Raw genomic sequence first — 22,131 nt, 5'->3', positions numbered from 1 at the left:
GCCCTCCCCCCTGTCTCCCAAACGCATCCCCAGCAGGACCCCACCATGACCCCACCGCCAGGCGTCTTCGATCTCCCGCTTCCCGACCTGCCACTCGAAGCAGGAGCCCGGGTCACATCCCACGTCGCGAGAGGCTGGTGGTGGGGACCCGAGCAGGATCTGCCGTGGCTGCGCGCGCGGGCGCACATCATTCCCGAGGAGACGGTGCGCGAGAACGCCTTGCGAGTCGTGCGCCGGACGAAGGAGCAACTGCGCGCACTCGCGGAGACGCCCCGCCCGAACGGACCGGCGAGTCCGGACGCCTCGGTGCCCACGGTGCTGCTGGTCCACGCGCTCACCGGAGACATGCGCGCGGGAGGCCCGGGCGGCTGGTGGGAGCCGGTCATCGGCCCGGGCAAGGTGTTCGACCCGGAGAAGGTGCGACTTCTGTGCTTCAACAACCTGGGCTCCTGTTACGGGAGCTCGGGCCCGGCGGACGAGGGCTTCCCGCTGCGGGTGGACGACAGCCGGTTCGTGCCCCCCGCGCCCCTGCCCAAGGGGGACCTGCGGCTCAACGAGCACCAACTGCCGGCCACCCTCACGCCGTGGGATCAGGCGCGAGCCATCCTGCAGGCGCTGGACGCCCTGGGCATCGAGCGGGTGTCACTCCTCGCGGGCGGCTCGCTGGGAGGGATGATCGTCCTGTGCCTGGCGGTGCTGGATCCCGAGCGCTTCGAGCGCATCGCCCCCATCGCCGCCGCCGCGGAGGCGAGCACGTGGGTGGTGGGATGGAACCACGTGGCGAGGCAGGCGCTGCTGCTGGATCCGGAGTTCCCGGAGGCGCCCGCGCGGGGCCTGGAGCTGGCGCGGCAGCTCGCCATGCTCACCTACCGGGCGGAGCCGGGCCTGGACGCGGTCCACGGGAAGAACCCGAGCTGGTCCTCGCGCGCGCTCTACCCCATCCAGAGCTACCTCGAGTACCAGGGTCAGAAGCTGCGGGCGCGCTTCGACGCGCGGTCGTACCTCGCGCTGCTGGGAGCCATGGACCACCACGATCTCTCGCGCGCGCCCGAGGGTGAGCCGGACGGGGAGTGGGGCGTCTCGCGCATCCGGGCGAGCACCCTGGCCGTGGGCATCGACAACGACCAGCTCTTCTACCCCGAGCACATGAAGAAGCTCGTGGAGCGGCTGCGCGGCCAGGGACGGCACGCGGAGTACGCGGAGATCTCCAGCATCCACGGGCATGACGGCTTCCTCATCGAGTGGGGACGGCTGGACGCGCTGCTGCGACGCGCGCTCGCCCTGCCCCCGGGAGGCGGAGGGGGCTCACGCGCGCCGTCGGTGGAGCCCCTCACGGAGGTGAACCTGCTCCTGCTGGGGCGGGGCACCGTCGGCGGCAACCTGCTGGAGCAGCTCCGCTCCCAGCAGTCCGTGCTGGCGCGCGAGCACGGGGCACGGCTCCGCGTGACGGGCATCGTCGACACCCGGCACCTGCTCTTCGACACGCGAGGCGTGCCGCTGAACCAGTGGCGCGAGCGGCTGGACCAGACGCAGCGGAGCGGCTCGGGGCCCGGAGACCTGCTGGAGGTGCTCGATCGGATGCGCCGGCTGCCCACGCCGGTGCTCGTGGACTGCACCGCGGCGGATGGAATGGGCTTCCTGTACGCGGAGGCCTTCAAGCGGGGCATCCACGTCGTCACGGCGAACAAGAAGCCGCTGGCGCTGCCCTGGGAGTCGAGGGAGCAGCTCTTCAGCACGGCCCGGGCGAACCAGCGGGCCTGGCACTACGAGACCACCGTCGGCGCGAGCCTCCCCGTCATCCGCACGCTCGCGGACCTGGTACGCACGGGAGACAAGGTGCGCCTCATCGAGGGCTGCCTGTCCGGGACGCTGGGCTTCCTGTGTGACCAGCTCACGCAGGGCCTGCCCCTGTCGAGGGCCGTCCGCCTCGCGCGCGAGCGCGGCTACACCGAGCCCCACCCGCGCGATGACCTGCTGGGGCTGGATGTCGCGCGCAAGGCGCTCATCCTCGCGCGGGAGCTGGGGCTCGTGGTGTCGCAGGAGGACGTCGAGGTGGAGCCCTTCGTCCCGAAGCAGCTGCTCGCGGAGGACGACGTGGAGCGCTTCCTGGCCTCGCTGGAGGCGTGGGACAAGACGTTCGCCGCACGCATCGAGGGTCTGCGCGCCGAGCGCCGCGTGCTGCGCTACCTGGCGCGTGTCGAGCCCCCCGCGAAGGAGGGACAACATCCGGTGCTGAAGGTCGGCCCCATCGCCGTGCCCCAGGACCACCCGGCGGCGAGGCTCCGAGGCTCGGAGTCCTTCGTGGCCTTCACCACCGAGCGGCACACGGAGTGGCCCCTGCTCGTGCAGGGCGCGGGCGCGGGAGGCGCCGTCACCGCGGCGGGCGTGCTCGCCGATGTCCTGGAGGTGGCTCGCGCGTCCACGGGCAGGGCCCTGGCACGCGGCGCCTGAGCGGGGCCGCGGTCCTCATGACGCGATGTCGATGCGCTGGGAGTAGACGGGCGCATCCGGCTCCATCGTGTAGGCCCGGAGCTGCCGGTAGTCCTTGTACTCGGCCTGGAGGGTCAACGCGTCCCCCACCTGGATGCGCGTCTCTCCGGAGGGGTGCAGCCACTCGTCGCGGCTCCCCATCCGGCGCATGGACAGCGTCAGCCCTCCGAAGCGATCCCTCACCTCGGAGATGGTCATCCCCGGCAGCCCCTCGCGTGCCTCGAAGACGGACACCACCATCAGGTGCGTGCCGATGCGGAACGAGTGGACGATGCGCGGATCCAACGCGGCCAGCGCCATGGCGGGCGCCGCCAGCGACGAGCTGCTCAGCGCCTCGGCCTTGAAGGTGTCGCGCACCTTGGCCACCAGGTCGTCGTCGAAGAGCCGGATGACCACGCGGATGTCCGGGTTCATCCTGCGCGCGTCCAGCGCGATGTTCAGGTTGGCCAGGTCATCGTCCGTGGCGCAGACGATGGCCGCCGCCTTCTTCACGTTGGTGCGCGGCAGACACTGCGGGCTGCGGATGTCGTCGATGAGCAACGGCACCTGCTCGTCGCGCAGCACCGAGACGAAGGCCGCCTCCTCGCGCTTCTCCACCACCACCACGTCCTTGCCGAGCATGCGCAGCTGCGTCACCACCCGGTACCCCACCCGCCCCGCGCCGCACACCACCACGTGGCCCTTCAACGTCTCGGCGATCACCTCGAACCACTCCTTGTCCTGCCTGTGTCTGGCGAAGAAGAGGTAGGCGAACCGCACGACGCCGTCGACCAGCACCGCGATGCCCACCGGAGGGATGACCATGTCGAGCAACATCAACAGGCCGTCATCCACGTCGAGCGACGGCTCCCCGTAGAGCAGGAAGTAGACGTGACGCAGCGCCTTGCCCAGGCTCACCGGGTGCCCGTCCGGCTGGACATGGCGCCAGTGGTACAGCAGCGGCATGCAACCGAAGAGCAGCACCGCCATGAGGACCGTCGTGCGGAAGCGGCGCAGCAGCGCACCGAGGTAGAGCACGTTCATCGCCAGGCGGCGGCGGGGATTCACCATCGCCTCCCTCCGTACCACGCCCGTGACACCTCGGCCACTCAGCCCCCCGCGAGCCAGCGCAGCCCCCAGGCCGTGGCGAGCCCGAGGTAGTTGCCCAGGGCGATGCCCGCGAGCCCGAGCGTGAGGCCCGGCCCCACGAGGCTGCGGTTCTTCAACGCCGCCGCCACCGGGCCAACCTGCGCGGGCCCGTAGATGGTCGCGGTCGAGCAGATGAGCGTACTGTCCGCGTCGATGCGCAGGAGCACCGAGAGCGCGACGTGGAGGAGGATGGCGAGCCCCATCACCAGCGCCACGAAGAAGGCCAGCATCACGCTGCCCCCAATCAGCAGCCTCGCATCGGCCAGCGAGCCCATGGCCACGCAGAAGACGAGCAGGATGTACTCCCCCAACTCGAAGGGCCCCACCAGCGCGCGGATCCGCCTCGACAACGAGGCCACGAGGCCCAGGGTGGTGATGCCGAGCAGCGCCGGACCTGCCGCCACCTTGCCCAGCACGGCCATCGTCACGCCGGCCACCACCGCCACGATGAGCGCCGCCAGCGCGAAGCCGAGCCCCATTCCCTTCAGGTGGTGCCGCGTCCAGGCGCCGAGCCGCTCCCCCGGGTGCTCGAAGGGCTCGTGATGGGGCGCGGCGGTGAAGGGCCGCATGAAGCGCAGGAGCAACCGCTGCGCGAAGGTGAGCAGGAAGATGAGGTAGGTGCCACCCGCGACCAGGTCCGCCGCGTTGAGCAGGAGGAAGGTCTCGCTCCGGACCTCCAGCATCTGCCCGACAGCGGCCATGTTGGCCGTGCCGCCCACGTACACCCCCACCAACATGCCGGCGATCTTCCACCACTCGTCGGTCCTCTCGCGGAAGAACCAGCCCACGAGACCGGCGGAGAAGACCGACGCGATACACGCCAGCACGAAGGAGATGAGCAGCGAGCGCGCCAGCCGCGGCCACTCCCGCACATCCGTGGAGAACAGCAGCAGGGGGATGGCCAGGGGCACCGCGGCCTCGCTCACGCGCATGGAGGTGTCCGAGGACAACCGCACTCCCGGCAGGTTCGCGGCGAGCACGCCCGCGACGTAGCAGATCGTCACGGGCCCGAGGAACCGCGCCACGCGGAATCGCTCCGAGGCCCAGATGGCCACCGCCGGGAAGAGCACGCAGAACAGCACCTGGATGACCGTCATCGACGAACTCCCGCTCGATGACGTCACCCTACTCCCTACGCCCCCTCCGCTGCATGGCCGGGAGGAATGTCCTGGGGAACGGGTCGTCTATAGTCACAAGTATGAGTTCCGCCCTGCTCGACATCCTGCGAGATCTACCCTGTTCCCCGTGCCGACCGCAGGGGTCCGCGTCCGTCCGACTCGCCATGCTGGCCGTGCTGGGCCTGGTGCTCATAAACCCCTACAGAGCCTCCGCCCAGCTCCAACCCCGAAAGGAGACGGTCACACTCCTGGGCCAGAAAGCGAAGGTCTGGGCCTCTTCCACCCTGAAGGCCAAGGATCCACGACGCTACTCGGTGCTCAACGCCTTCGATGGCAAGCTGGCAACGGCCTGGGTGGAGGGGGCGGCAGGCATGGGTTACGGCGAATCCATCACGATCGAGTTCCCCCGTCCCGTCACTCTGTCCGGCTTCTGGTTGGTGCCGGGTTACACGAAGTCCCTGGAGGTTTTCCTACAGAACCTCGCACCCGACCGCATGGTGCTGAGCGTGGATGGTCGCGAGGTGGGCCAATACACGCTGCGCTATGTCGTGGACATGGATGAGCAGGCACCGGACCCCACCTGTCTACTCGTCAAGGACGAAACCAGCCTCTCGCCACGCCTGGTCGTCTTCCCGCAGCCTGTTTCCGGCCAGAACATCCAACTCACCTTTCGGGGAAATGCGCCGCGTTCCAGGTGGACCAGGTACGACGATCTCGCCGTCTCCGAGTGGGGGCTCCTGTCCGAGGAGTCCACCCACAAATCCGCCCGGCCTCCGGCCCAGGTGGCCACCGCCGCGGCCCTGCTGCTCGGCTATTCACGTTCGGAAAAGCTCCCCCGTAACCTCTTCGATGAAAGCACAGAGGTGCAGGACGTCCTTGCCCCCTCGCCGCTCATCAGCGCTGACTGGATGCAGCAGGGCATTCGTCAGGAGCTCCTGCGCAAAGGTGCTGACGAGACGAAGCCGCCCCTGGAGAACTTCGAAACCATTGCTCGGGGAGCCCTCATCGGGGCCCCTGTCACAGTCGTTTCCCGCCCGGATGACGAACTCCAACTCGTGGGTTCCCAGTTGTTCTCCTTCGGCGACGGTGAGTGGATTGAGTACTACCCATCCATCACACTCGAGGGGAAGAAGAGCATCCGTTGGGTAGGAGCCTTCATGAGCGGCGACGGAGCCCCCGGCTGCCACGACCTGCTCCCGGGCAAGCTCTCGCTGATGCGCTGAGCTGAAGATTCAGGGGGTCGCTCCAGCAGTCGCGTTCGTGGATTCAGACGCCGGGTTCGGCACGGGTGCAGACGCCGGCTCTGCCTTGGCCGTCGGCTCCACCTTCTTGCCCCCGATGACCAGAGTGCCGTCCCAAGCCTTGTTTCGAGCTTGCCCGAAGTACGCTCCAAGGTCGGACCACTGGCTGACCGTCAATTCCACGAGCGTGTACGAGAATGGCTGCCTGCACTTGCCCGCCATGTCGCACACCTGCATGTGGTCCGCCCGCAGCCGCTTCGTCTTGTCGCGCATGTAAGCACGGCGCCATGCATCACGCTCGGCGGTGAGCTTCTGGGACTCGTCGGCCTCCGCCTGAGTGAAGGCCTTGGCCTTCTTGACGTTCAGCTTCTCCATTTCCTTGAGGGATGCCTTGTCGAGCTTCCCCGCGACCTCCTTCTTGCCGACCACCTCTTTCTTGCTCTCTGCCTCTTTCTTGGCGGTTTCGAGCTCGGAGAGCCGGCTCTCATCCTTGTCCGTCCACTCGAAATCACGCCTGCGCCTGACGAGTTCCTCGATTCGATTGAGAACCTTTGAGTTTCCCCGGTTGAGATCCGCCGCCTTGTTGACGAAGTCCTCGCCGAAACGATCGACCAGCGCCTGCTCCCCGGCGCCTCTCTCATCCGTATCGCTTGCCTCCAGAACGACACACTCCTTCTCTCCCGCCCGAGTGGCTCCAGACGCGCAGCGCCATCGCTTCGAAATAGCGCATAAACGGATGAAGAGATTGAACTCGTCGAACCTTGGAAAGACCTGACACCCATCGGACCAAGAATCGACCCGCCATTGGGGACCACCGGCCTCCTTCAATGTGCCATCCTGTTGGAGTTCCACGTTGTGGGCACGGTGGAGATTGGTCCCCCCCACGACCTGGATAGCCTTGTCTCCAAGCGGAACCTTGATGAGAACCTGATCCTCGGGAGCAAGCTTCGTGAGGGTCTCGTTCTCCTTGAGGTAGGCCTCCATCACTCCTGCATCGTTCTTCCTCAACTCGAGAATCACCGAGTCGTCATGGAAGAGTCGGTCCTTGCCAGCTACGGACCGCACCTGCCTTACCACCCGATTCTTGCCCTGAAACGTGTCCACCCGCTCCGCGCAGACGCGCCGTATGGAGAAGATTCGGCTCGCCTCCAAATACCCCGTCGTGAGCGCCACCATGCTGGTGTCTTTGGCGAAGGTGTTGACGGACGATATCTTGTGGATGAAAAACGAGAAGGCATCCGCATAGTGACGAGGCAGAAGGATGGCCTTCTCTTCCTCATACCAGCCCTCATTCCCCTCGTTTATCCCGAAAAGCTCAGGGTCGTCGTTCTTCGGCTTTTCGGCCGCGATGAATTCCGCCTCGAGCTTCACCCTTTTCGCCTCGAGTTCCTTGCCTTTCTCCTCGAGCGTCGCACTTCTCGCTGTCAAGCGCGTCTGCTTCTCCTTGAGGCCGCCGACCTTCAGGGTGAGGCGCGCAATGAGCTTCTTGTCCTTCCCCTCCTTCGCCTTGGTCAGTTCCTGTTCAGCAAGCGGGAGTTGCTCGTTGATTGCCTTGAGCTCCTCCTTGCATTTGTCTGCACCCGCCCCGTTTTTCGCGATGGCTGCTTCCTGTTGGCTCAATGCGCTGCGCAGCCTGTCACGCCGCACCTCCATTCCCGGCTCGGTGCTGATCTGAAGCTTCGCAGCTACCCAGAGTCCCTTGCTGCAAGGGATGAACTTCACCTTGTCCTTGTTCTTGGCGAGGACTTTTTCCAAATCCTTGCGTAGCGTCTCCTCCACGGTCTTTTCGAAGTCCGCGAGCTTCGCCCCTTCGAGCATCTTGAAGAAGACGATCATCGCGTCGTCGAACTCGTCCGAAATCGAGTTCTCCAGGCGCAACCCCACCAAGTTGAGATGGAGAGGCTTCTCGTTGAAGGCCCCCCCCTGGGTGGACAGGGCGTCTTTTACCCGCTGGCGCAGCCAGCAAATGAAACAAGGATTGGTATCACAGCCCCCCGCACTCACCGTGGCGGGTGTGTTGGGTGCCACATCCGCGGTTTTGGTCCCAACAGAAGCAGACGTGGCAGCAGGTGGGACCTCGGCACCAGACGATGGCTGAGAAGAAGGGGCGGGAGCCACAGGCGGCGCCTTCTGGTTCGTATCCGTCACGGCTCTTCTCCTTGAGTAAGAGACTCACCCACCATGGACGTCCAGCAACTTGTCGAGAGTCTTGCCACTCGGCTCGCCCGTCACTTCGAGCCCATGGAGGACCTCGAAGGAGCAGATCGCATCGCGAAGCTGCGGGCTCAACTTCCCTTCGATAGGGCCGGGGTCGAATCCCAGGTTCCGCAACCGGGCCTGGACGCCAGAGATGCCTTCGTCATCCGTATCCCTGACGGGGTTGAGAAAGCCGATCCGCACAGTCCACTCCCGCTCACCCACTGCCAGCTTCGCGCTCTCCGCCTTCACTGGCACCTTGTGGACGAGGTGGCCATCCCCGTCCGTGGTGCCATCGCTCGCAACCCCATCCACCTCCAGGAGGTACGGCATGTTCCGCAGCGGCTCGCCCTGCTCGTCCCGGAGATTGAGCCGCAACTCCCTCATGGGGCGTTTGTAGATGAACTGGTGGGTCTGTCCCGTCGCGAACCGCCGGTCTTGCTTCTGCAACTCGGGGATGAAAACGACATCACCTGGGTGGAGCAGGTGCGGATTGGGCCGCTTCTTGCGCAACGCCTCGTTCTTCGGATGGTTATAGACGTGGTTCCAATCCGAGAAGCCATAACGGAGCGCGATGGCATCGAGACATTCACCCGGTTGCACTTTGTGCTGCGGCATCTCTTCCCCCCTCGTCCTGCTGCTGCGCATCAGACCTCGTCAGGGACGATGTCTCAGATCTTCTCCTGCTCGTTGGGGCGACCCGGAGTCAGCGTGCCCTCCCGGATGACGCCATCCGGCAGCTCGATGCAGTAGCGCGCACCCGCCCGTAGCTCGAGTGGAGGGTACGTGCCGAGCCAGAAGAGAGCCAATGCTCCAGAAGCGAGATAATGAATGCCTGAAGCACCTGCAGACCAGTCCTGAGGTCCTCGGCGCTCGGGTTTCGGAGAATGACATAATCGGACAATCGTCCGAGCATCCTCCAACGCTTGTGGAGAACGTGTTCCACCAGCCCCCCTCTTCTTGCCCCAGGTCCGCACAGGCTACGCCCCTCCAGGGAGGGAAGACAACGCCACCGGTTGGAAGGCCGGCTCAGGCGCCCGTCGTCGGGGTGATGCCCGCCTCGGACTCCTGCTTCGCCCGCCTGCGCTCGATCATCCACACCGCCACCACGCCCATCTCGTAGCAGAGCAGCATGGGGCCGGCCATCAAGGACAGGTTCACCACGTCGCCCGTCGGCGTCAGCACCGCCGCCAGGATGAGGCACACCACGAACGCGTGCCGCTGGTACTTCATCAGCCAGCCCGCCTTCACGATCCCCACCAGGCCCAACACCGCCATCACCAGCGGCAGCTCGAAGATGACCCCGAACGACAGGATGAGCAGCAGCACCAGCGACAGCTGCTCGTTCATCGTCAGCATCGGCTTCGTCCACGCATGCGCCACGTAGCGCGCCTTGCCCAGCGCCAGCTCCTTCTCCAGCCGCCACAGCCCCGCCATCTCCTCGGCCCGCGTCGGCGCCACCCCGGCCAGCAGGCTCGCCGCCTCGTCCATGGCCTTCGCCGCCGCCCCGTAGTCCTCCTTCGCGTACGCCTCCACCGCCTCCGCCCGCTTCTCCACCGCCTCGCGCAGCACGATGCGCGCCGGCCCTCCGAAGCCATCCGCCGCCGCGTCCACCAACCGCCCCAGCCCCGCCAGCCGCGCCTCCAGCTCCACGCTCTCCGCTGGCGGTCGCGTGACTTCCGGCATCTGCCCTCCGCCCTCCGCCTTCAGCGCCGCGCTCGCCTCCTGGGCCAGCTTCCCCGCCCGCTCCGCCTCGCCAATACTCAAGAAGCGCAGCGCGTCATCCGCCCTCAGCCGTCCCACGTCCAGCCGCTGGGAGATCGCCAGGCTCTCCTCCTCGTTGAGGAGGAACTTGAACATCGAGGGCAGCACCGCGAAGTAACAGAACATCGCGCCCAGCAGGAACGCCAGCGAGCCCATGAACACGAAGGGCGCCGCGTAGCGGCGCTCCTCCGGGAAGAGCCCCGGCGACACGAAACCCCAGATCTGCCAGAGGATGACGGGCGTCGTCAGGAAGATGCCGCAGTAGACGCCCACCTTCATCAGGACGTTGATTTCCTCGATACCCGAGGTGTAGACGAGCGCGCGCCCGTCCGCCGGCAGCGCGTCCAGCACCGGCTTCACCAGGATGCCGAAGATGGGCCGGGCGAACACCATCGACGCGGCGCCCAGGACGAACACCGCGGCCGTACACTTGAGCAGGCGGGAGCGGAGCTCCGTCAGGTGCTCCGCCAGACTCATTCGAAGTTCGTTGTCCACTGTCGCGAATCTCGGGGGCTATCCACCGCTCTTGGGCGTGGGAGCGTTGCGCGCCACCGTGCCCGGGATGGGCTCCAGGCGCGGAAGGGCATCCGCCTCCGCGGCGAGCGGCTCGGAAGGGGAAGACGCGGTCTCCACGGCCACCGTGGCCATGGCCGGCGCGGCGGACTCCGGGGTGGCCACGACGGCCTGGGTCTCCGGGAGGGCGGCCGGCGTCACGGGCGGAGCCACGGGCGCCACCTGGGGCATCGCCGCCGGGATGGGTCCGGGCACCTTGGGACGCGGCTCGTCCTGGAACTCCTGATCCATCTTGTAGAACTCGCGCTCCACCACGGTGCGGACCTCGTCGGTCTGCCGGCGGAAATCCCGCACGAACTTACCGATGGCCCGCGCGAACTCGGGCAGCCGCTGCGGCCCGAGCACGAGCAGCGCCGCCACCAGGATGAAAACCAGTTCGCCTGCGCCGATGTTGAACATGAGCGGATGGCTCCAGAAAAACCGCCTCGGGGTTATCGCGCCCCCAGCGTCGGGGTGCAACCCGATTGGACCGCCCCTCGTCTGCCTGCCTCCGGGGGAAGCGGGGCAAATGGCCCCACCCCCGCCCGGTGTGCACTCACGAACGGGGCGCTCCCCCCCCGTGCCCAGGGCCGCCGCCGGCCCGGGAGTGCCACGCCGATGCCCAACCCCGCCCTGGCCCAGGAGGTCCGGACCTCAGGCCGGCAGCCGCCGGTGCGAGCTCGCGCCCGCCATCGCGCCGCCCACCGCCGCCCCCACCAGCACGCCAATGCTGGAGAAGAGCACCCACAGGCCGAGCGCCACTCCCGAGAGGAAGCCCACGACGGGCAGGTTGAAAACGGCCAGCAACAGCCAGAGCCCCACGCACACGACGATCGCCGGCAGGATCGCGGCCCCGAGCGCCCGCTTCACGTTGCCAACCTTGTACCCGCCCACCACGCCGCCGATCAGACCATTCACGGCGGGCAGGAAGAACAGGACGAGGCTCACGCCGATCATCCAGAGCGAGCCGAGCACGATGGGATCACGCCGCTTCACGGTTTGTTCCATATCGACCTCCTGGCCCAACGCTATGCATCGAACGAAACGGCACCAGGGGCCGCGAGCGCCAGGGTGACGCCAGCACGAGGGCATGGGGTAGCCCCCTCGCCTGCCCCGGCGCGAGCCTCGCGCGCTACACCTTGAAGCGCCGGCTCTCCGCGCGCAGCACCTCGGACTGACGCTGCAGGCTGTCGATGGCCTCTTCCAGCGCCTTCACCGAGCGCGTCTGGTGCTCGGACACCCCCTTGATGGCCTCCACCGCCTTGAGCACCTGCTCGCTGCCCTTGGTCTGCTCCTTCTGGGCGCGGTTGAGGTGGGTGACCATCTCGTTGATGTTCTCGATGGAGCGGGTGATCTGCTTGCTGCCGTGCGCCTGCTCCTGGCTGCTGCGCTGCACGTGGGCGGTGATGGCCTTCATCCGCTCGGCGCTGTTCATGATCTGCTCGCCGCCCTTGGCCTGCTCGTTGGAGGCCTTGGAGATCATCTGCACCGTCTCGGAGATGCGGTGGATGGCCTGTGTCACCTGCTTGCTGCCGCGCGCCTGCTCCACCGTGGCCCGGGCGATGGCCTTCACCATCTGCGTGGACTTCTGCGCGCTGTCGTTGATCTTCCGCAGGGTCCCCTCGGCCTCGCGGCCCAGGTTCACGCCCTCCTCCACGTTGCGCACGCCCTGGTTCATCACCTGCACCGCGTTGCGGCTCTCCTCCTGCACGCGGCTGATGAGGTCGGCGATCTCCTTGGTGGACTTGCCCGTGCGGTCGGCCAGGTCCTTGATTTCATCCGCGACCACCGCGAAGCCCTTGCCGTGCTCGCCCGACTGCGCGGCGATGATGGCGGCGTTGAGCGCCAGCAGGTTGGTCTGCTCGGCCACGTCGTCGATGACGTTGAGGATGTTGCCGATCTCCGAGATGCGCCGGCCCAGGCTGTCGATGACGCCCGAGGCGCCGCGGGTGGACTCCTTGATGCGGTCCATGCCCTGCATCGTCTTGCGCAGGGCCTCCACGCCCGTCTTGGCGTCCTCGGACACCTGCTCGGACAGGCGCGCCGTCTCGTTGGCGTTGGCCTCCACCTGGCCGATGGCGCTGTCCATCTGCCCGATGGAGGTGCTCGTCTCCTCGGTGGAGTCGCGCAGCTCGTCGATGTTCTTGGCGACCTCCTTGATGGAGAAGGTCATCTCCTCGATGGCGCTGGTGGTCTCCTCCACGCTGGCGGCCATGGCCTGGACGTTCTCGGCCACCTCGTCGTTGGTGGCCGCCATCTCCATGATGGAGGAGCTGCTCTCCTCGGCGCTCTGGTAGAGCACCTCCACGTTCTCCGCGATGCCACGCAGGCTGGCCAGCATCTGCTCCATGGAGGAAGACGTCTCCTCCACGCGCCCCTGGATGGTGGAGGCGCCCGAGGACACCGTGGTGCCGGCGCGCGAGAGCTGCTCGATGACGTTGGAGACCACCTCGGACACGCCGCGCACCTGCCCGAGCGTCTTGCGCAGCGACTGGCCGATGCCATCGAGCGCCTCGGCCAGCTGGGACAGCTCGCCCGCGCCATCCACCGGGACGCGGCTGGTGAGATCCCCCTCCGCCATCTTGCGCGCCACCGCCATCATGCGATCCAACGGCCGGAGGATGAACTTGTTCGTGACGAGGTAGATGAGGCCCACCACCACCGACAGACCGATGAGGAAGGCCGTCACCAGCAGCAGGGTGAGCTCACTCAGGATGTCGCGCAGGGGCGCGAAGTTCACCACCACCACGACCCGGCACGCCCCGGCTCCACACTGGGGCCCTCGCGCCAGCTCGGACAGGAGCTGGTCCCCATTGGGGAGCTCGAAGGACGAGGCGGTCTCCTGGGGGAGCTGTCCGAGCAACGCGGAAAAACGCTCGGGCTGCCCGCTACTCTCCAGGAGAATGGAGCCATTGCTGGCAACGATGGCCACGTACGTGAAGTCCTGATCCGCGCCCAGCGAGCCCATGGCGCGCATGGCCTGCTTGTCCGCGTCCGGCAGCGGCAGGAGGCTGGCGAGCTCCACGGCTTTGGCTCGGCCATGCTCCATGAGCCGCGTCTCGAGATAGTTCGAGACCAGCCAGGACAGGGACAGGTGGAGGCCCAGGAGGATGAACACCAGGGGCGCGGTGAACGAGGCGAACAGGGCGACCCGGAGACCGGGTTTCTTCATCAGGCGTCGGAGCAAGGCCCGGGGACTGTAGGAAGGTTGGCCCTCGAAGGGCAAGAAACCGGCGGTGACGCCCGGGAGCCCCTGCCTCCCGTCCCTCGCTCGGGGAGAGAGAGGGCGGGCGCCGCGGCTTCGTTCGCGCCATACTGGTTGGGTGGGAACCCACGCCATGACCCAGACGCTGCTGCTGACCGATCCTCTCTTCCTCCGGCACGACCCGGGGCCGGAGCACCCGGAGAGGCCGGAGCGACTGGCCCGCATCCTGGAGCTGCTCGGGCGCGAGCCCATCCCGGGCACCGAGCGGCGGGTCCCCCGCTCGGCCACCGAGGAGGAGCTCGCCGCCGTGCACACCCCCAGGCTGCGCGAGTACCTGCGGGGGCTGCGGGGCCGTACCGAGCTCATCGACCCGGACACGGTGACGTCACCGGACAGCTACGAGGCGGCGGTGCGGGCGGCGGGAGCGTCGGTGCAGGCGGTGGAGGAGGTGATGGCGGGGCGGGCGCGCAACGCCTTCGCGCTGGTACGGCCGCCGGGACACCATGCCGAGCCGGATCAATCCATGGGCTTCTGCCTCTTCAACAACGCGGCGATCGCCGCGGAGGCCGCGCGCCGCCAGGGCGCAGAGCGGGTGCTGATCTTCGACTGGGACGTGCACCACGGCAACGGCACGCAGGCGGCCTTCTGGGGGCGGCGGGACGTGCTCTACATGTCGGCGCACCAGTTCCCCTTCTACCCGGACACGGGCGCCCCCTTCGAGGTGGGCGAGGGCGCGGGCGCGGGCTACACCCTCAACTGTGGCGTGCCGCCAGGCGCGACGGACGCGGACTACGGAGCGTTCTTCCAGGAGCTCTTCCTCCCGGTGGCGCGGGCCTACAGGCCGGACCTGGTGCTGGTGTCCGCGGGCTTCGACGCGCACCGCGAGGATCCCCTCGGGGACCTCGAGCTCACCGAGCGGGGCTTCGCGGCCATGAGCACCGAGCTCAAGGCGCTGGCGGAGAGCACATGCGGGGGACGGCTGGTGATGCTGCTGGAGGGGGGCTACTCGCTGGAGGGCCTCTCGCGGTCGGTGCACGCCTGCGTGGAGGTGATGGCGGAGGACATCAAGGATCGCTTCCCGGAGGGGGTCTCCCCGGGAGCGGCGGAGGCGCTGCGGCGCAGTCGAGAGGCGCACAGGCCCTACTGGTCCGTGCTGGGCCGGTGAGGCGTGCCCGAGTGGAGACCTGGACGACTTTCACAGGTGGAGGGGTGAGACGTGGATGCTGAAGCCGTGGAGAAGTTGCAGCGCGCGGGCCTGAAGGTGGACCAGCCCGAGCTGCTGCGGGTGGCCATCCAGCGCGACGAGAACAAGAAGGTGGTGCCGCCGCGCGGGGAAGTGCCGGTGATGGGCAACGAGGGCCTGGTGCTGACGACGCTCAAGCCCATCTCGCAGCTGTGGACGGGCTCGACGGTGCCGCCGGATCTGTCGCGGACGCCGCCGCCGCAGTACCACCCCTTCCTCCTGCTGCTGGAGTCGACGGCCGCCAACTACTGCGCGGCCATTGGCAGGCCCGAGACGGACGACGAGTTCGAGCGGCTCTACCGCCAGCTGCGCCGCAGGCCGGATGGGACCGATCCGCATCCGCTCTTCGCGTACCTGCAGGGCGCGGCGCGGCTGTACATGTCGCTACGGGACGTGAGCCAGGCCGAGTTCGAGGCGGTGGTCAACCGGCTGAGCCAGTCGGCGAAGTGGCATTCCTCGCACGTGGGCAGTACCAACTATTACCGCGAGGTGCTCCAGGGATTGTTCGGAGCCTGAGCGCGCAACGGAAAGGAAACGCCGATGATCGACCTGTACACGTGGTCAACACCCAATGGATACAAGGTGTCCGTCACGCTGGAGGAGATGGGACTGCCGTACACGGTGCACCCCATCGACATCAGCAAGGGCGAACAGAAGCAGCCCGGGTTCTTGAAGATCAACCCCAACGGGCGCATCCCGGCCATCGTGGACCGCGAGGAGGGGAACTTCGCGGTGTTCGAGTCGGGAGCCATCATGCTCTACCTCGCGGAGAAGACGGGGAAGCTGATGCCCACCGACCGCAAGGGCCGCTCGCTGGTGACGCAGTGGCTGATGTTCCAGATGGCCGGTGTGGGGCCCATGCAGGGGCAGGCCAACGTCTTCTTCCGTTACTTCCCGGAGAAGCTCCAACCGGCGATCGACCGCTACCAGAACGAGACGCGGCGGCTCTACACGGTGCTCGACACGCGGCTCGGGGAGAGCGAGTACCTGGCGGGCGACTACAGCATCGCCGACATCGCGAACTGGGCGTGGGTGCGCATCCATGGGTGGGCGGGCGTGTCCGTGGACGGACTGCCGAACCTGCAACGGTGGCTGGCGGCCATCGAGCAGCGGCCCGCGGCGCAGAAGGGCATCACCGTGCCGCAACCCTCGAATATCGGCGCGTCCCCCGCCGCCCAGGCCCAGGCCATCCAGTCGGTCCAGGGCATCGTCCAGCGGTAGACCTGGCGCGTGCCGCACCGCGCCATTTGTGCTCCCCTCCCCCGCCCTTCCGTGGCAGGAAGGGCACCGACATCCGGAGGGAGCACACATGGCGGAGATGAACTATCGGACGGCGCTGGTCACGGGGGCCTCGAGCGGCCTGGGTCGTGGGCTGGCGCTCTGGTTCGCCCGGCGGGGCGTGAAGGTGTACGCCGCGGCCCGGCGCCGTGAGAACCTGGAGGCGCTCGCCAACGAGGCCCGCGCGGCCGGCGCCCACATCGAGCCCGTGGAGTTGGACGTCGCCGACGCGGACGCCACCCTCGCCCGCATCCGCGAGCTGGATGCCGCCTGTGGCGGGTTGGAGCTCATCATCGCCAACGCCGGCTTCGGCCAGGAGTCGTCCGGCAAGCGCATCAACTGGGACACGGTCAAGAAGACCATCGACGTGAACGTCACCGGCGCCGCCGCCACCCTGTGCGCCGTGCTGCCCCAGATGGTGGAGCGCAAGCGGGGCCACATCGTGGGAATCGCCAGCCTCGCCGCCTGGCGGGGCTTGAAGCGTCAGGCGGCCTACTCCGCCTCCAAGGCCTTCCTCTCCACCTTCATGGAGAGCCTGCGCGTGGACCTGAAGGCCACCGGCGTGCGCGTCACCTGCATCTACCCCGGCTTCGTGAAGAGCGAGATGACGGCGCAGAACAAGGCCATGCCCTTCCTCCTGGAAACGGAGGAGGCGGTGGAGATGATGGGCAAGGCCATCCTTCGAGGAGAGGCCGAGTATGCCTTCCCCTGGCAGACGGCCAGCCTCATGGGCGTGATGAAGGTGATGCCCAACGCCCTCTTCGACGCCGCCATGCGCAGGCTGCTCTGACACACGGCGGCGCCCCGGGGCGTGCCGCTACGGCGCGCCCATGAGGAATTCCTGCGTGCCCACCGAGCCCTTCTCGGGGGTCACCTCTTCGGGCGCCGTGCCCTTCTTGAACCAGATGTTGACGGCATCCTTGGTGCCGGAGGAGGCGATCTTCCCCGTCTTCTTGTCCACGCGCTTGAGCACCAGGCTCTCGCTCAGCCACTGGGGCGGCCAGAACTCGGCCTGGGGGCGCGCGGCCAGCGCCGTCTTCATGTAGTTGAGCCAGATGGGCAGCGACGCGCGGCCACCCGTCTCGTAGCGGCCCAGCGGGTGCTCGTTCTTGTCGTAGCCCACCCACGTCACCGTCACCAGGTCGCGGGTGTAGCCGGCGAACCACGTGTCGAACGAGTCGTTGGTGGTACCCGTCTTGCCCGCCGCCGGCTTGCCCAGCCGCTGCGCCGGCGCGCCCGTGCCCTCCTGCACCACGCCGCGCAGCATGGAGGTGAGGATGAAGCCCGTCTCGGGGCTCATCACCTGCTCACCCGGCTCGAACAGGCGCGCGTAGCCCGCGGCCACCCGGTCCTGCAGCGGCGCCCACGCGTCGTCGTACGCCGTGTGGTCCTCCAGCGTGCGCCCGAAGCGGTCTTCGATCTTGCGGATGAAGTACGTGGGCTTCTTGCGGCCGTAGCGGTTGAAGGTGGCGTACACGTTGGCCAGGTCGTACGGGTACACGCACGAGGAGCCCAGCGCGGCGGAGAAGTCCATGTTCATCGGCGTGGTGAGGCCCAGGCGCGTGGACCACTCGGCCATGTTCTTCACGCCCACCGCCGCGAACGTCTTCACCGCGGGGATGTTCATCGAGTTCACCAGCGCCGTGCGCAGCAGCACGTCCCCCAGGAACTCGTCGCTGTAGTTGTCCGGCTTCCAGGCGACACCGTTCTCCGGGTCGTGCTCGACGATGGGCGAGTCCACGATGATGGTGGCGCCCGTCCACCCGAGCTGCTCCAGCGCCGCCGAGTACACCAGCGGCTTGAAGGAGCTGCCCGGCTGGCGGCACGCCTGGAAGGCGCGGTTGAACTCGTTGGCGTCGAAGTCGTAACCGCCCACCATCGCCGTCAGGTACTGGCGGTGGGGATCCACGGACACGAGCGCGCTCTGCAGCTCCGGCTCCTGCTCCAGCCGGAAGAGCGGCACGTCCTCGGGAATCTCCTTGTCCATCTTCCGGTCGAACTGGACGTTGTCGTCCGTGAGCTCCTTCTTCACCACGTGGCGCACCACGATGACGTCGCCCACGCTCAGCGCGCGCTTCACGGAGGTGAGCATGAGCCCCGGGTAGTAGCCCTCGGGGTTCACCTTGCGCGCCCAGCGCATGCCCAACAGCGGCAGCAGGCCCTTGTGCGGACCCACCCGCACCTCCGCGCCCTTGCCGTCCGCGTCCACGCTCGTCACCAGGCCCACGTACAGCTTGTTCTCCGTGAGCTTCTCGTCGCCCATGACCTGGGTGGCCTTCTCCAGGAAGGCCTTGCGCTCCTGCTCCGTGGCCAGCTGCAGCACCGGCCCGCGGAAGCCCTGGCGCTTGTCGATGGCCAGCAGCCCCTCGAGCACCGCCTCCTGCGCGCCACGCTGCCGCTCGCTGTCCATGGTGGCGAAGATCTTCAGGCCCTCGTTGAGCAGCACCTTGTTGCTGTAGCGCTCCACCACGTTGCGGCGCACCTGCTCGGTGAAGAAGGGGGCGAACTCGTGGAAGACGTCCTCCACCGGGTACACGCGCACCGGCTCCGCGTCGGCCGCCTCGCGCTCCTCCCTGGAAATCATCCCCTCGTCGAACATGCGGCGCAGCACGTACGAGCGGCGCTTCTTCGCCGCCTCCGGCCGCAGGAAGGGCGAGTAGCGGCTGGGCGCCTGGGGCAGACCCGCGATGAGCGTCATCTCGCCCAGCGTCAGGTCCCGCACGTCCTTGCGGTAGTAGTTCTCCGCCGCGCTCTGCACGCCATAGCTGTGGTGCCCGAGGAAGACGTTGTTGAGGTAGAGGTAGAGGATCTCCTCCTTCGTCAGCGCCTCCTCCAGGCGCCGGGCGAGGATGGCCTCGCGAATCTTGCGCTTGAGGTTCTTCGCGGTGGCGCTCTCGTAGCCCTCGGCGGCGATGAGCACGGCCTTCGCCGTCTGCTGCGTCAGGGTGGAGCCACCCTGCACGCTGCCACCCAGGCCCAGCTTCTTGCTGATCGTCTTGAAGGCGGCGCGCGCGGTGCCCAGCACGTCCACGCCCTGGTGATCGAAGAAGCTGGAGTCCTCGCTGGCGATGAAGGCCTGCACCAGGCGCTTGGGGATGCGCTCGTAGGGCACCACCTTGCGCCGGTGGTGGTAGAACTCGCCGGCCAGCACCGCGTCATCCGTGTACACCTCGGTGACGATGGGCGGCCAGTACTGGTCCACCTTGGGGATCTCCGGCAGCCCCTGCGAGAAGTGGTAGTAGATGCCCAGCGCCACCACCGCCACGGCCGTGGCCCCCGTCAGCGTGGCCCACCCGGCGAACTTCAAGAGGCCCACCCACCAGCGGCGCTTCGGAGGGACACCGTCGAGCACCAGCTTCGACTGGGAGCGATCGGTCTTCTCGTTGGGATTCGTACTCATGAGGGTTCCAGCGCGGCGCGCTTCAACACGTCCTTCAACTCCGGGGGCAGCTTCGCCTCCACCTCCACCTTGCCCCCGTGAGCCGGGTGGGGAAATTCGATGCGCTCGGCGTGCAGGAACAGCCGTTTGAGACCCCAACGGGCCCGCACGTCCCGATTGAAAGCGAAGTCACCGTACTTCTTGTCGCCCGCCACCGGGTGCCCGATGGCGGTCAGGTGCCTTCTTATCTGATGAGTGCGTCCGGTCTCGATGACGCAGGAGAGGAGGGCTGCCTCGCCCGACTGCTTGATGACCTTCCATCGCGTCACGGCCTCCTGCATGTTCACCCCGCGACGGGCCTTGGACTCGGCCGTCTGCTGGTGCTCGGCGAGCGGGAGGTTAATGACCCCCGAGTCCCTCGGCATCTTCCCTTTGACCAGTGTCAGATACCTCTTGCGGGGATGTCCGTTGGTGAAGAGTTCCGTGAAGTGGACCATCGCCGGCCGGCGCTTGGCGACCAGGATGACGCCGCTCGTCTCCCTGTCCAGCCGGTGAGCGGGGCTCGCCGCGAAGTCGTTGCGCACCGCCTTGGGCCCCAGGTAGGCCCGCACGTAGTCCACCAGCGTCCCGCCGGTGATGCCACTGCCGGTGTGGACCGCCATCCCACTCGGCTTGTCCACCGCCATCATCCAGTCGTCCTCCATGAGGATGACGAGCTCGCTGGGGTCCACTGGAGGGGGTGGAGGGGGTTTACGCTCCTCGGGGTTGGCGGGGGCGAGGAGCTGCTCCTCGGTCCCCCGGATGGAGATGGTGTCGCCGGCCGCCAGGGGCTGCTCGGGTTGGGCGCGCTTGCCGTTCACCCGCACCTTCTTCACGCGAATCATCTTGAAGAGGTGCGAGGTGGGCACGTTCGCGAGCTTCTTGCGGAGGAACTTGTCCAACCGCATGCCCGCGCTGTCTTCCTCGATTCGGAACTCGATCATTTGACTGGCGTACGGACCTCACCACACCGATAAATTCGGATCCATGCCGAAAGCCCCCACGATTGAACAGCTCCTACAGAACGGAAGCGCCGAGTGGAACCGCCTGCGCAAGGCCGGCAAGGTTCCCACCGAGCACACGGGCGCGACCTTCTCGCAGCTCTTCTCCGCCAATACCGACCTGTCGGGTCTCGAACTGGTGGGCAGCGAGTGGGAGCGCTGCGACCTGTCCAAGGTGAACTTCCGCGATACGGACCTCTCCAACGCCTACTTCCACGGCGGCCGGCTCCAGGACTGCGACTTCCGAGGCGCCAACCTGGAGGGCGCCACCTTCGAGAGGCTCAAGCTGCTGCGCTGCGACTTCACGGGCGCCAAGGGCCTGGAGGAGGCGGACTTCGACGAGGTCGACATGGACCGCGTCACCGGCCTGGACGGCGACGAGCCGCCCCCGCCCCCGCCGCCCCCGGTGCAGGGCATCACCGCCTTCACCCGCGAGCAGCGGGACAAGGTGATGGGCCCGGGCGCCGTGCTCTCCATGTCCTCGCCCGAGCAGCAGCCGGCGGAGAACGAGCTGCCGCCCTTCAAGCCCCAGGACAACCCGGGCCAGCTCTTCTTCCGCGCCCTCAAGCGCCTGGGCGCCCCGCCCCTGTGGGTGCTCGACGTGCCCGGCCTGCGCCCGCTGCTGCCTCCGCGCCTGCCGCCCGGCTCCTCGCTGGAGACGCTCTACCGCGAGGCGGTGAAGACGCGCCTGGAGAACAAGAAGCCCTCGGCGGACCCCGGCGCCGTGGAGCGCGCCCAGCGCTCCCTGCGCCTGGGGGGCAAGGACGCCAGCCTCGCCGCCATGTACCTGCGCGAGGTGGGCGTGGTGCCCTCCTTCCGCTTCTCCGCGGCCAAGGTGCTCAAGGGCGCCCTGCGCGAGGAGCTCCAGGTGGATGACCTCACCGGCTCGGTGGACCCGCGCACCACCGGCGCCCTGCTGGAGCTGCGGCTGCCCCACGAGGTGGTGGAGCTCACCCACGAGGTGCGCCGCCGGCTCGCCGCCACCCAGCTCTACACCGCGCTGCTCGAGGCCGGCTTCAACCCGGAGAACAACTGGGAAGAGGCGCTCGAGTCGGCCGACGCCGCCATGGAGCTGGCGCAACTGGCCACGGGCGAGGACCGGCAGGCCCTCCTCGAGGGCTTCCAGGTGTTCGCCGCCCTCCCCGACGAGGCCCGGCTGCGGCGCCTGGCCTACCTGGCCGAGGCCCTCTCCCACATGGAGCTCATCGGCCGGCTGCCCGAGGGCATGGAGCCCTCCTGGCTCACCGGCCCCGAGACGCGCGAGTGCCACGACCGGGAGATGACCTACGTGCAGTCGCTGCGCGCCGAGGACATCCCCCGCAAGGTGCCCGCGCTCGCCAAGGCCGAGCTGGGCGTCCCCGAGGGCGAGGTGCCCGAGGAGAGCGAGGAGGACCTCTTCGTCCAGCTGCGCTGCGACGTGTGCGGCAAGGAGAAGCTCATCGTCCAGTCGCCCGGCGAGGAGTGACGGGCGGTCGCCACGCCCGGGGCGGGGGGAAG

18 protein-coding genes are annotated in these 22,131 nt (G+C 67.8%); 7 read left to right on the top strand and 11 right to left on the bottom strand.

The genetic code is table 11. The annotated features are described in order from the left end of the window. Nucleotides 1–45 precede the first annotated feature (45 nt). Nucleotides 46–2,451: an alpha/beta fold hydrolase gene (locus JQX13_RS25910; protein WP_203411580.1), complete on the top strand. Its 2,406-nt coding sequence runs from the start codon at nt 46–48 to the stop codon at nt 2,449–2,451. 15 nt (nt 2,452–2,466) lie between these two features. On the opposite strand, the gene JQX13_RS25905 is transcribed toward JQX13_RS25910, so the two are convergent. Further along, a complete protein-coding gene (locus JQX13_RS25905) occupies nt 2,467–3,540 on the bottom strand; it encodes a potassium channel family protein (protein WP_203411579.1) in 1,074 nt (357 codons plus the stop codon). Between the two features lie 38 nt (nt 3,541–3,578). Then, nucleotides 3,579–4,715 (bottom strand): DUF819 family protein, encoded by a 1,137-nt coding sequence (locus JQX13_RS25900; protein ID WP_203411578.1) that lies wholly within the window; start codon nt 4,713–4,715, stop codon nt 3,579–3,581. 185 nt (nt 4,716–4,900) lie between these two features. On the opposite strand from JQX13_RS25900, the gene JQX13_RS25895 reads away from it, so the two are divergent. After that, a complete protein-coding gene (locus JQX13_RS25895) occupies nt 4,901–5,959 on the top strand; it encodes a discoidin domain-containing protein (RefSeq protein ID WP_203411577.1) in 1,059 nt (352 codons plus the stop codon). Between the two features lie 9 nt (nt 5,960–5,968). On the opposite strand, the gene JQX13_RS25890 is transcribed toward JQX13_RS25895, so the two are convergent. The 7 genes from JQX13_RS25890 to JQX13_RS25860 form a co-directional block, all read right to left on the bottom strand. Beyond that, nucleotides 5,969–7,855, bottom strand: coding sequence for a hypothetical protein (locus tag JQX13_RS25890; protein WP_203411576.1), 1,887 nt, complete (start codon nt 7,853–7,855; stop codon nt 5,969–5,971). A gap of 294 nt (nt 7,856–8,149) precedes the next feature. Next, nucleotides 8,150–8,791, bottom strand: a complete 642-nt coding sequence (locus JQX13_RS25885) for a peptidoglycan-binding protein (protein ID WP_203411575.1) — start codon at nt 8,789–8,791, stop codon at nt 8,150–8,152. Between the two features lie 53 nt (nt 8,792–8,844). Further along, nucleotides 8,845–8,982, bottom strand: coding sequence for a hypothetical protein (locus JQX13_RS25880; protein WP_203411574.1), 138 nt, complete (start codon nt 8,980–8,982; stop codon nt 8,845–8,847). Nucleotides 8,983–9,202: 220 nt separating this feature from the next. Next, nucleotides 9,203–10,414, bottom strand: coding sequence for a twin-arginine translocase subunit TatC (tatC, locus tag JQX13_RS25875; protein ID WP_203411573.1), 1,212 nt, complete (start codon nt 10,412–10,414; stop codon nt 9,203–9,205). A gap of 36 nt (nt 10,415–10,450) precedes the next feature. After that, the gene (locus JQX13_RS25870; protein WP_203411572.1) at nt 10,451–10,909 is read right to left on the bottom strand and encodes a Sec-independent protein translocase subunit TatA/TatB; all 459 of its coding nucleotides are present in this window, start codon (nt 10,907–10,909) and stop codon (nt 10,451–10,453) included. Nucleotides 10,910–11,143: 234 nt separating this feature from the next. Next, nucleotides 11,144–11,497 (bottom strand): hypothetical protein, encoded by a 354-nt coding sequence (locus JQX13_RS25865; protein WP_203411571.1) that lies wholly within the window; start codon nt 11,495–11,497, stop codon nt 11,144–11,146. Between the two features lie 124 nt (nt 11,498–11,621). After that, on the bottom strand, nt 11,622–13,661 hold the full coding sequence (locus JQX13_RS25860) for a methyl-accepting chemotaxis protein (protein ID WP_430384196.1): 2,040 nt from the start codon (nt 13,659–13,661) through the stop codon (nt 11,622–11,624). 166 nt (nt 13,662–13,827) lie between these two features. Here JQX13_RS25860 and JQX13_RS25855 point away from each other — a divergent pair, with 166 nt between their 5' ends. The 4 genes from JQX13_RS25855 to JQX13_RS25840 all read left to right on the top strand — a co-directional run bounded on the left by JQX13_RS25855 (nt 13,828) and on the right by JQX13_RS25840 (nt 17,005). Beyond that, nucleotides 13,828–14,859: a histone deacetylase family protein gene (locus JQX13_RS25855; RefSeq protein WP_203411570.1), complete on the top strand. Its 1,032-nt coding sequence runs from the start codon at nt 13,828–13,830 to the stop codon at nt 14,857–14,859. Nucleotides 14,860–14,910: 51 nt separating this feature from the next. Continuing rightward, the gene (locus JQX13_RS25850) at nt 14,911–15,453 is read left to right on the top strand and encodes a hypothetical protein (protein WP_203411569.1); all 543 of its coding nucleotides are present in this window, start codon (nt 14,911–14,913) and stop codon (nt 15,451–15,453) included. 24 nt (nt 15,454–15,477) lie between these two features. After that, the gene (locus JQX13_RS25845) at nt 15,478–16,158 is read left to right on the top strand and encodes a glutathione S-transferase family protein (RefSeq protein WP_203411568.1); all 681 of its coding nucleotides are present in this window, start codon (nt 15,478–15,480) and stop codon (nt 16,156–16,158) included. Nucleotides 16,159–16,246: 88 nt separating this feature from the next. After that, a complete protein-coding gene (locus JQX13_RS25840; protein WP_203411567.1) occupies nt 16,247–17,005 on the top strand; it encodes an SDR family NAD(P)-dependent oxidoreductase in 759 nt (252 codons plus the stop codon). A 27-nt stretch (nt 17,006–17,032) separates the two neighbouring features. Here JQX13_RS25840 and JQX13_RS25835 read toward each other — a convergent pair whose 3' ends face one another. Both JQX13_RS25835 and JQX13_RS25830 read right to left on the bottom strand, forming a co-directional pair. Then, nucleotides 17,033–19,615, bottom strand: coding sequence for a penicillin-binding protein 1A (locus JQX13_RS25835; RefSeq protein ID WP_203411566.1), 2,583 nt, complete (start codon nt 19,613–19,615; stop codon nt 17,033–17,035). Further along, the gene (locus tag JQX13_RS25830) at nt 19,612–20,577 is read right to left on the bottom strand and encodes an RluA family pseudouridine synthase (RefSeq protein WP_203411565.1); all 966 of its coding nucleotides are present in this window, start codon (nt 20,575–20,577) and stop codon (nt 19,612–19,614) included. Before JQX13_RS25830 ends, JQX13_RS25835 begins: the two co-directional genes overlap by 4 nt. 43 nt (nt 20,578–20,620) lie before the next feature. On the opposite strand from JQX13_RS25830, the gene JQX13_RS25825 reads away from it, so the two are divergent. Further along, nucleotides 20,621–22,099, top strand: coding sequence for a pentapeptide repeat-containing protein (locus JQX13_RS25825; RefSeq protein WP_203411564.1), 1,479 nt, complete (start codon nt 20,621–20,623; stop codon nt 22,097–22,099). The last annotated feature ends 32 nt before the right edge of the window (nt 22,100–22,131 follow it).

This window comes from Archangium violaceum (assembly GCF_016859125.1).
Classification (GTDB): domain Bacteria; phylum Myxococcota; class Myxococcia; order Myxococcales; family Myxococcaceae; genus Archangium; species Archangium violaceum_A.
This window is presented reverse-complemented; position numbering and strand designations above follow the sequence as displayed.

Excerpts from the sequence above, each read along its gene's own strand:
- JQX13_RS25855 (WP_203411570.1), top strand. The coding sequence starts at position 13,828 with ATGACCCAGACGCTGCTGCTGACCGATCCTCTCTTCCTCCGGCACGAC.
- JQX13_RS25860 (WP_430384196.1), bottom strand. The coding sequence starts at position 13,661 with ATGAAGAAACCCGGTCTCCGGGTCGCCCTGTTCGCCTCGTTCACCGCG.
- JQX13_RS25895 (WP_203411577.1), top strand. The coding sequence starts at position 4,901 with ATGCTGGCCGTGCTGGGCCTGGTGCTCATAAACCCCTACAGAGCCTCC.
- JQX13_RS25870 (WP_203411572.1), bottom strand. The coding sequence starts at position 10,909 with ATGTTCAACATCGGCGCAGGCGAACTGGTTTTCATCCTGGTGGCGGCG.
- tatC (WP_203411573.1), bottom strand. The coding sequence starts at position 10,414 with ATGAGTCTGGCGGAGCACCTGACGGAGCTCCGCTCCCGCCTGCTCAAG.
- JQX13_RS25830 (WP_203411565.1), bottom strand. The coding sequence starts at position 20,577 with ATGATCGAGTTCCGAATCGAGGAAGACAGCGCGGGCATGCGGTTGGAC.
- JQX13_RS25840 (WP_203411567.1), top strand. The coding sequence starts at position 16,247 with ATGGCGGAGATGAACTATCGGACGGCGCTGGTCACGGGGGCCTCGAGC.
- JQX13_RS25845 (WP_203411568.1), top strand. The coding sequence starts at position 15,478 with ATGATCGACCTGTACACGTGGTCAACACCCAATGGATACAAGGTGTCC.
- JQX13_RS25835 (WP_203411566.1), bottom strand. The coding sequence starts at position 19,615 with ATGAGTACGAATCCCAACGAGAAGACCGATCGCTCCCAGTCGAAGCTG.
- JQX13_RS25910 (WP_203411580.1), top strand. The coding sequence starts at position 46 with ATGACCCCACCGCCAGGCGTCTTCGATCTCCCGCTTCCCGACCTGCCA.
- JQX13_RS25865 (WP_203411571.1), bottom strand. The coding sequence starts at position 11,497 with ATGGAACAAACCGTGAAGCGGCGTGATCCCATCGTGCTCGGCTCGCTC.
- JQX13_RS25905 (WP_203411579.1), bottom strand. The coding sequence starts at position 3,540 with ATGGTGAATCCCCGCCGCCGCCTGGCGATGAACGTGCTCTACCTCGGT.
- JQX13_RS25825 (WP_203411564.1), top strand. The coding sequence starts at position 20,621 with ATGCCGAAAGCCCCCACGATTGAACAGCTCCTACAGAACGGAAGCGCC.
- JQX13_RS25885 (WP_203411575.1), bottom strand. The coding sequence starts at position 8,791 with ATGCCGCAGCACAAAGTGCAACCGGGTGAATGTCTCGATGCCATCGCG.
- JQX13_RS25900 (WP_203411578.1), bottom strand. The coding sequence starts at position 4,715 with ATGACGGTCATCCAGGTGCTGTTCTGCGTGCTCTTCCCGGCGGTGGCC.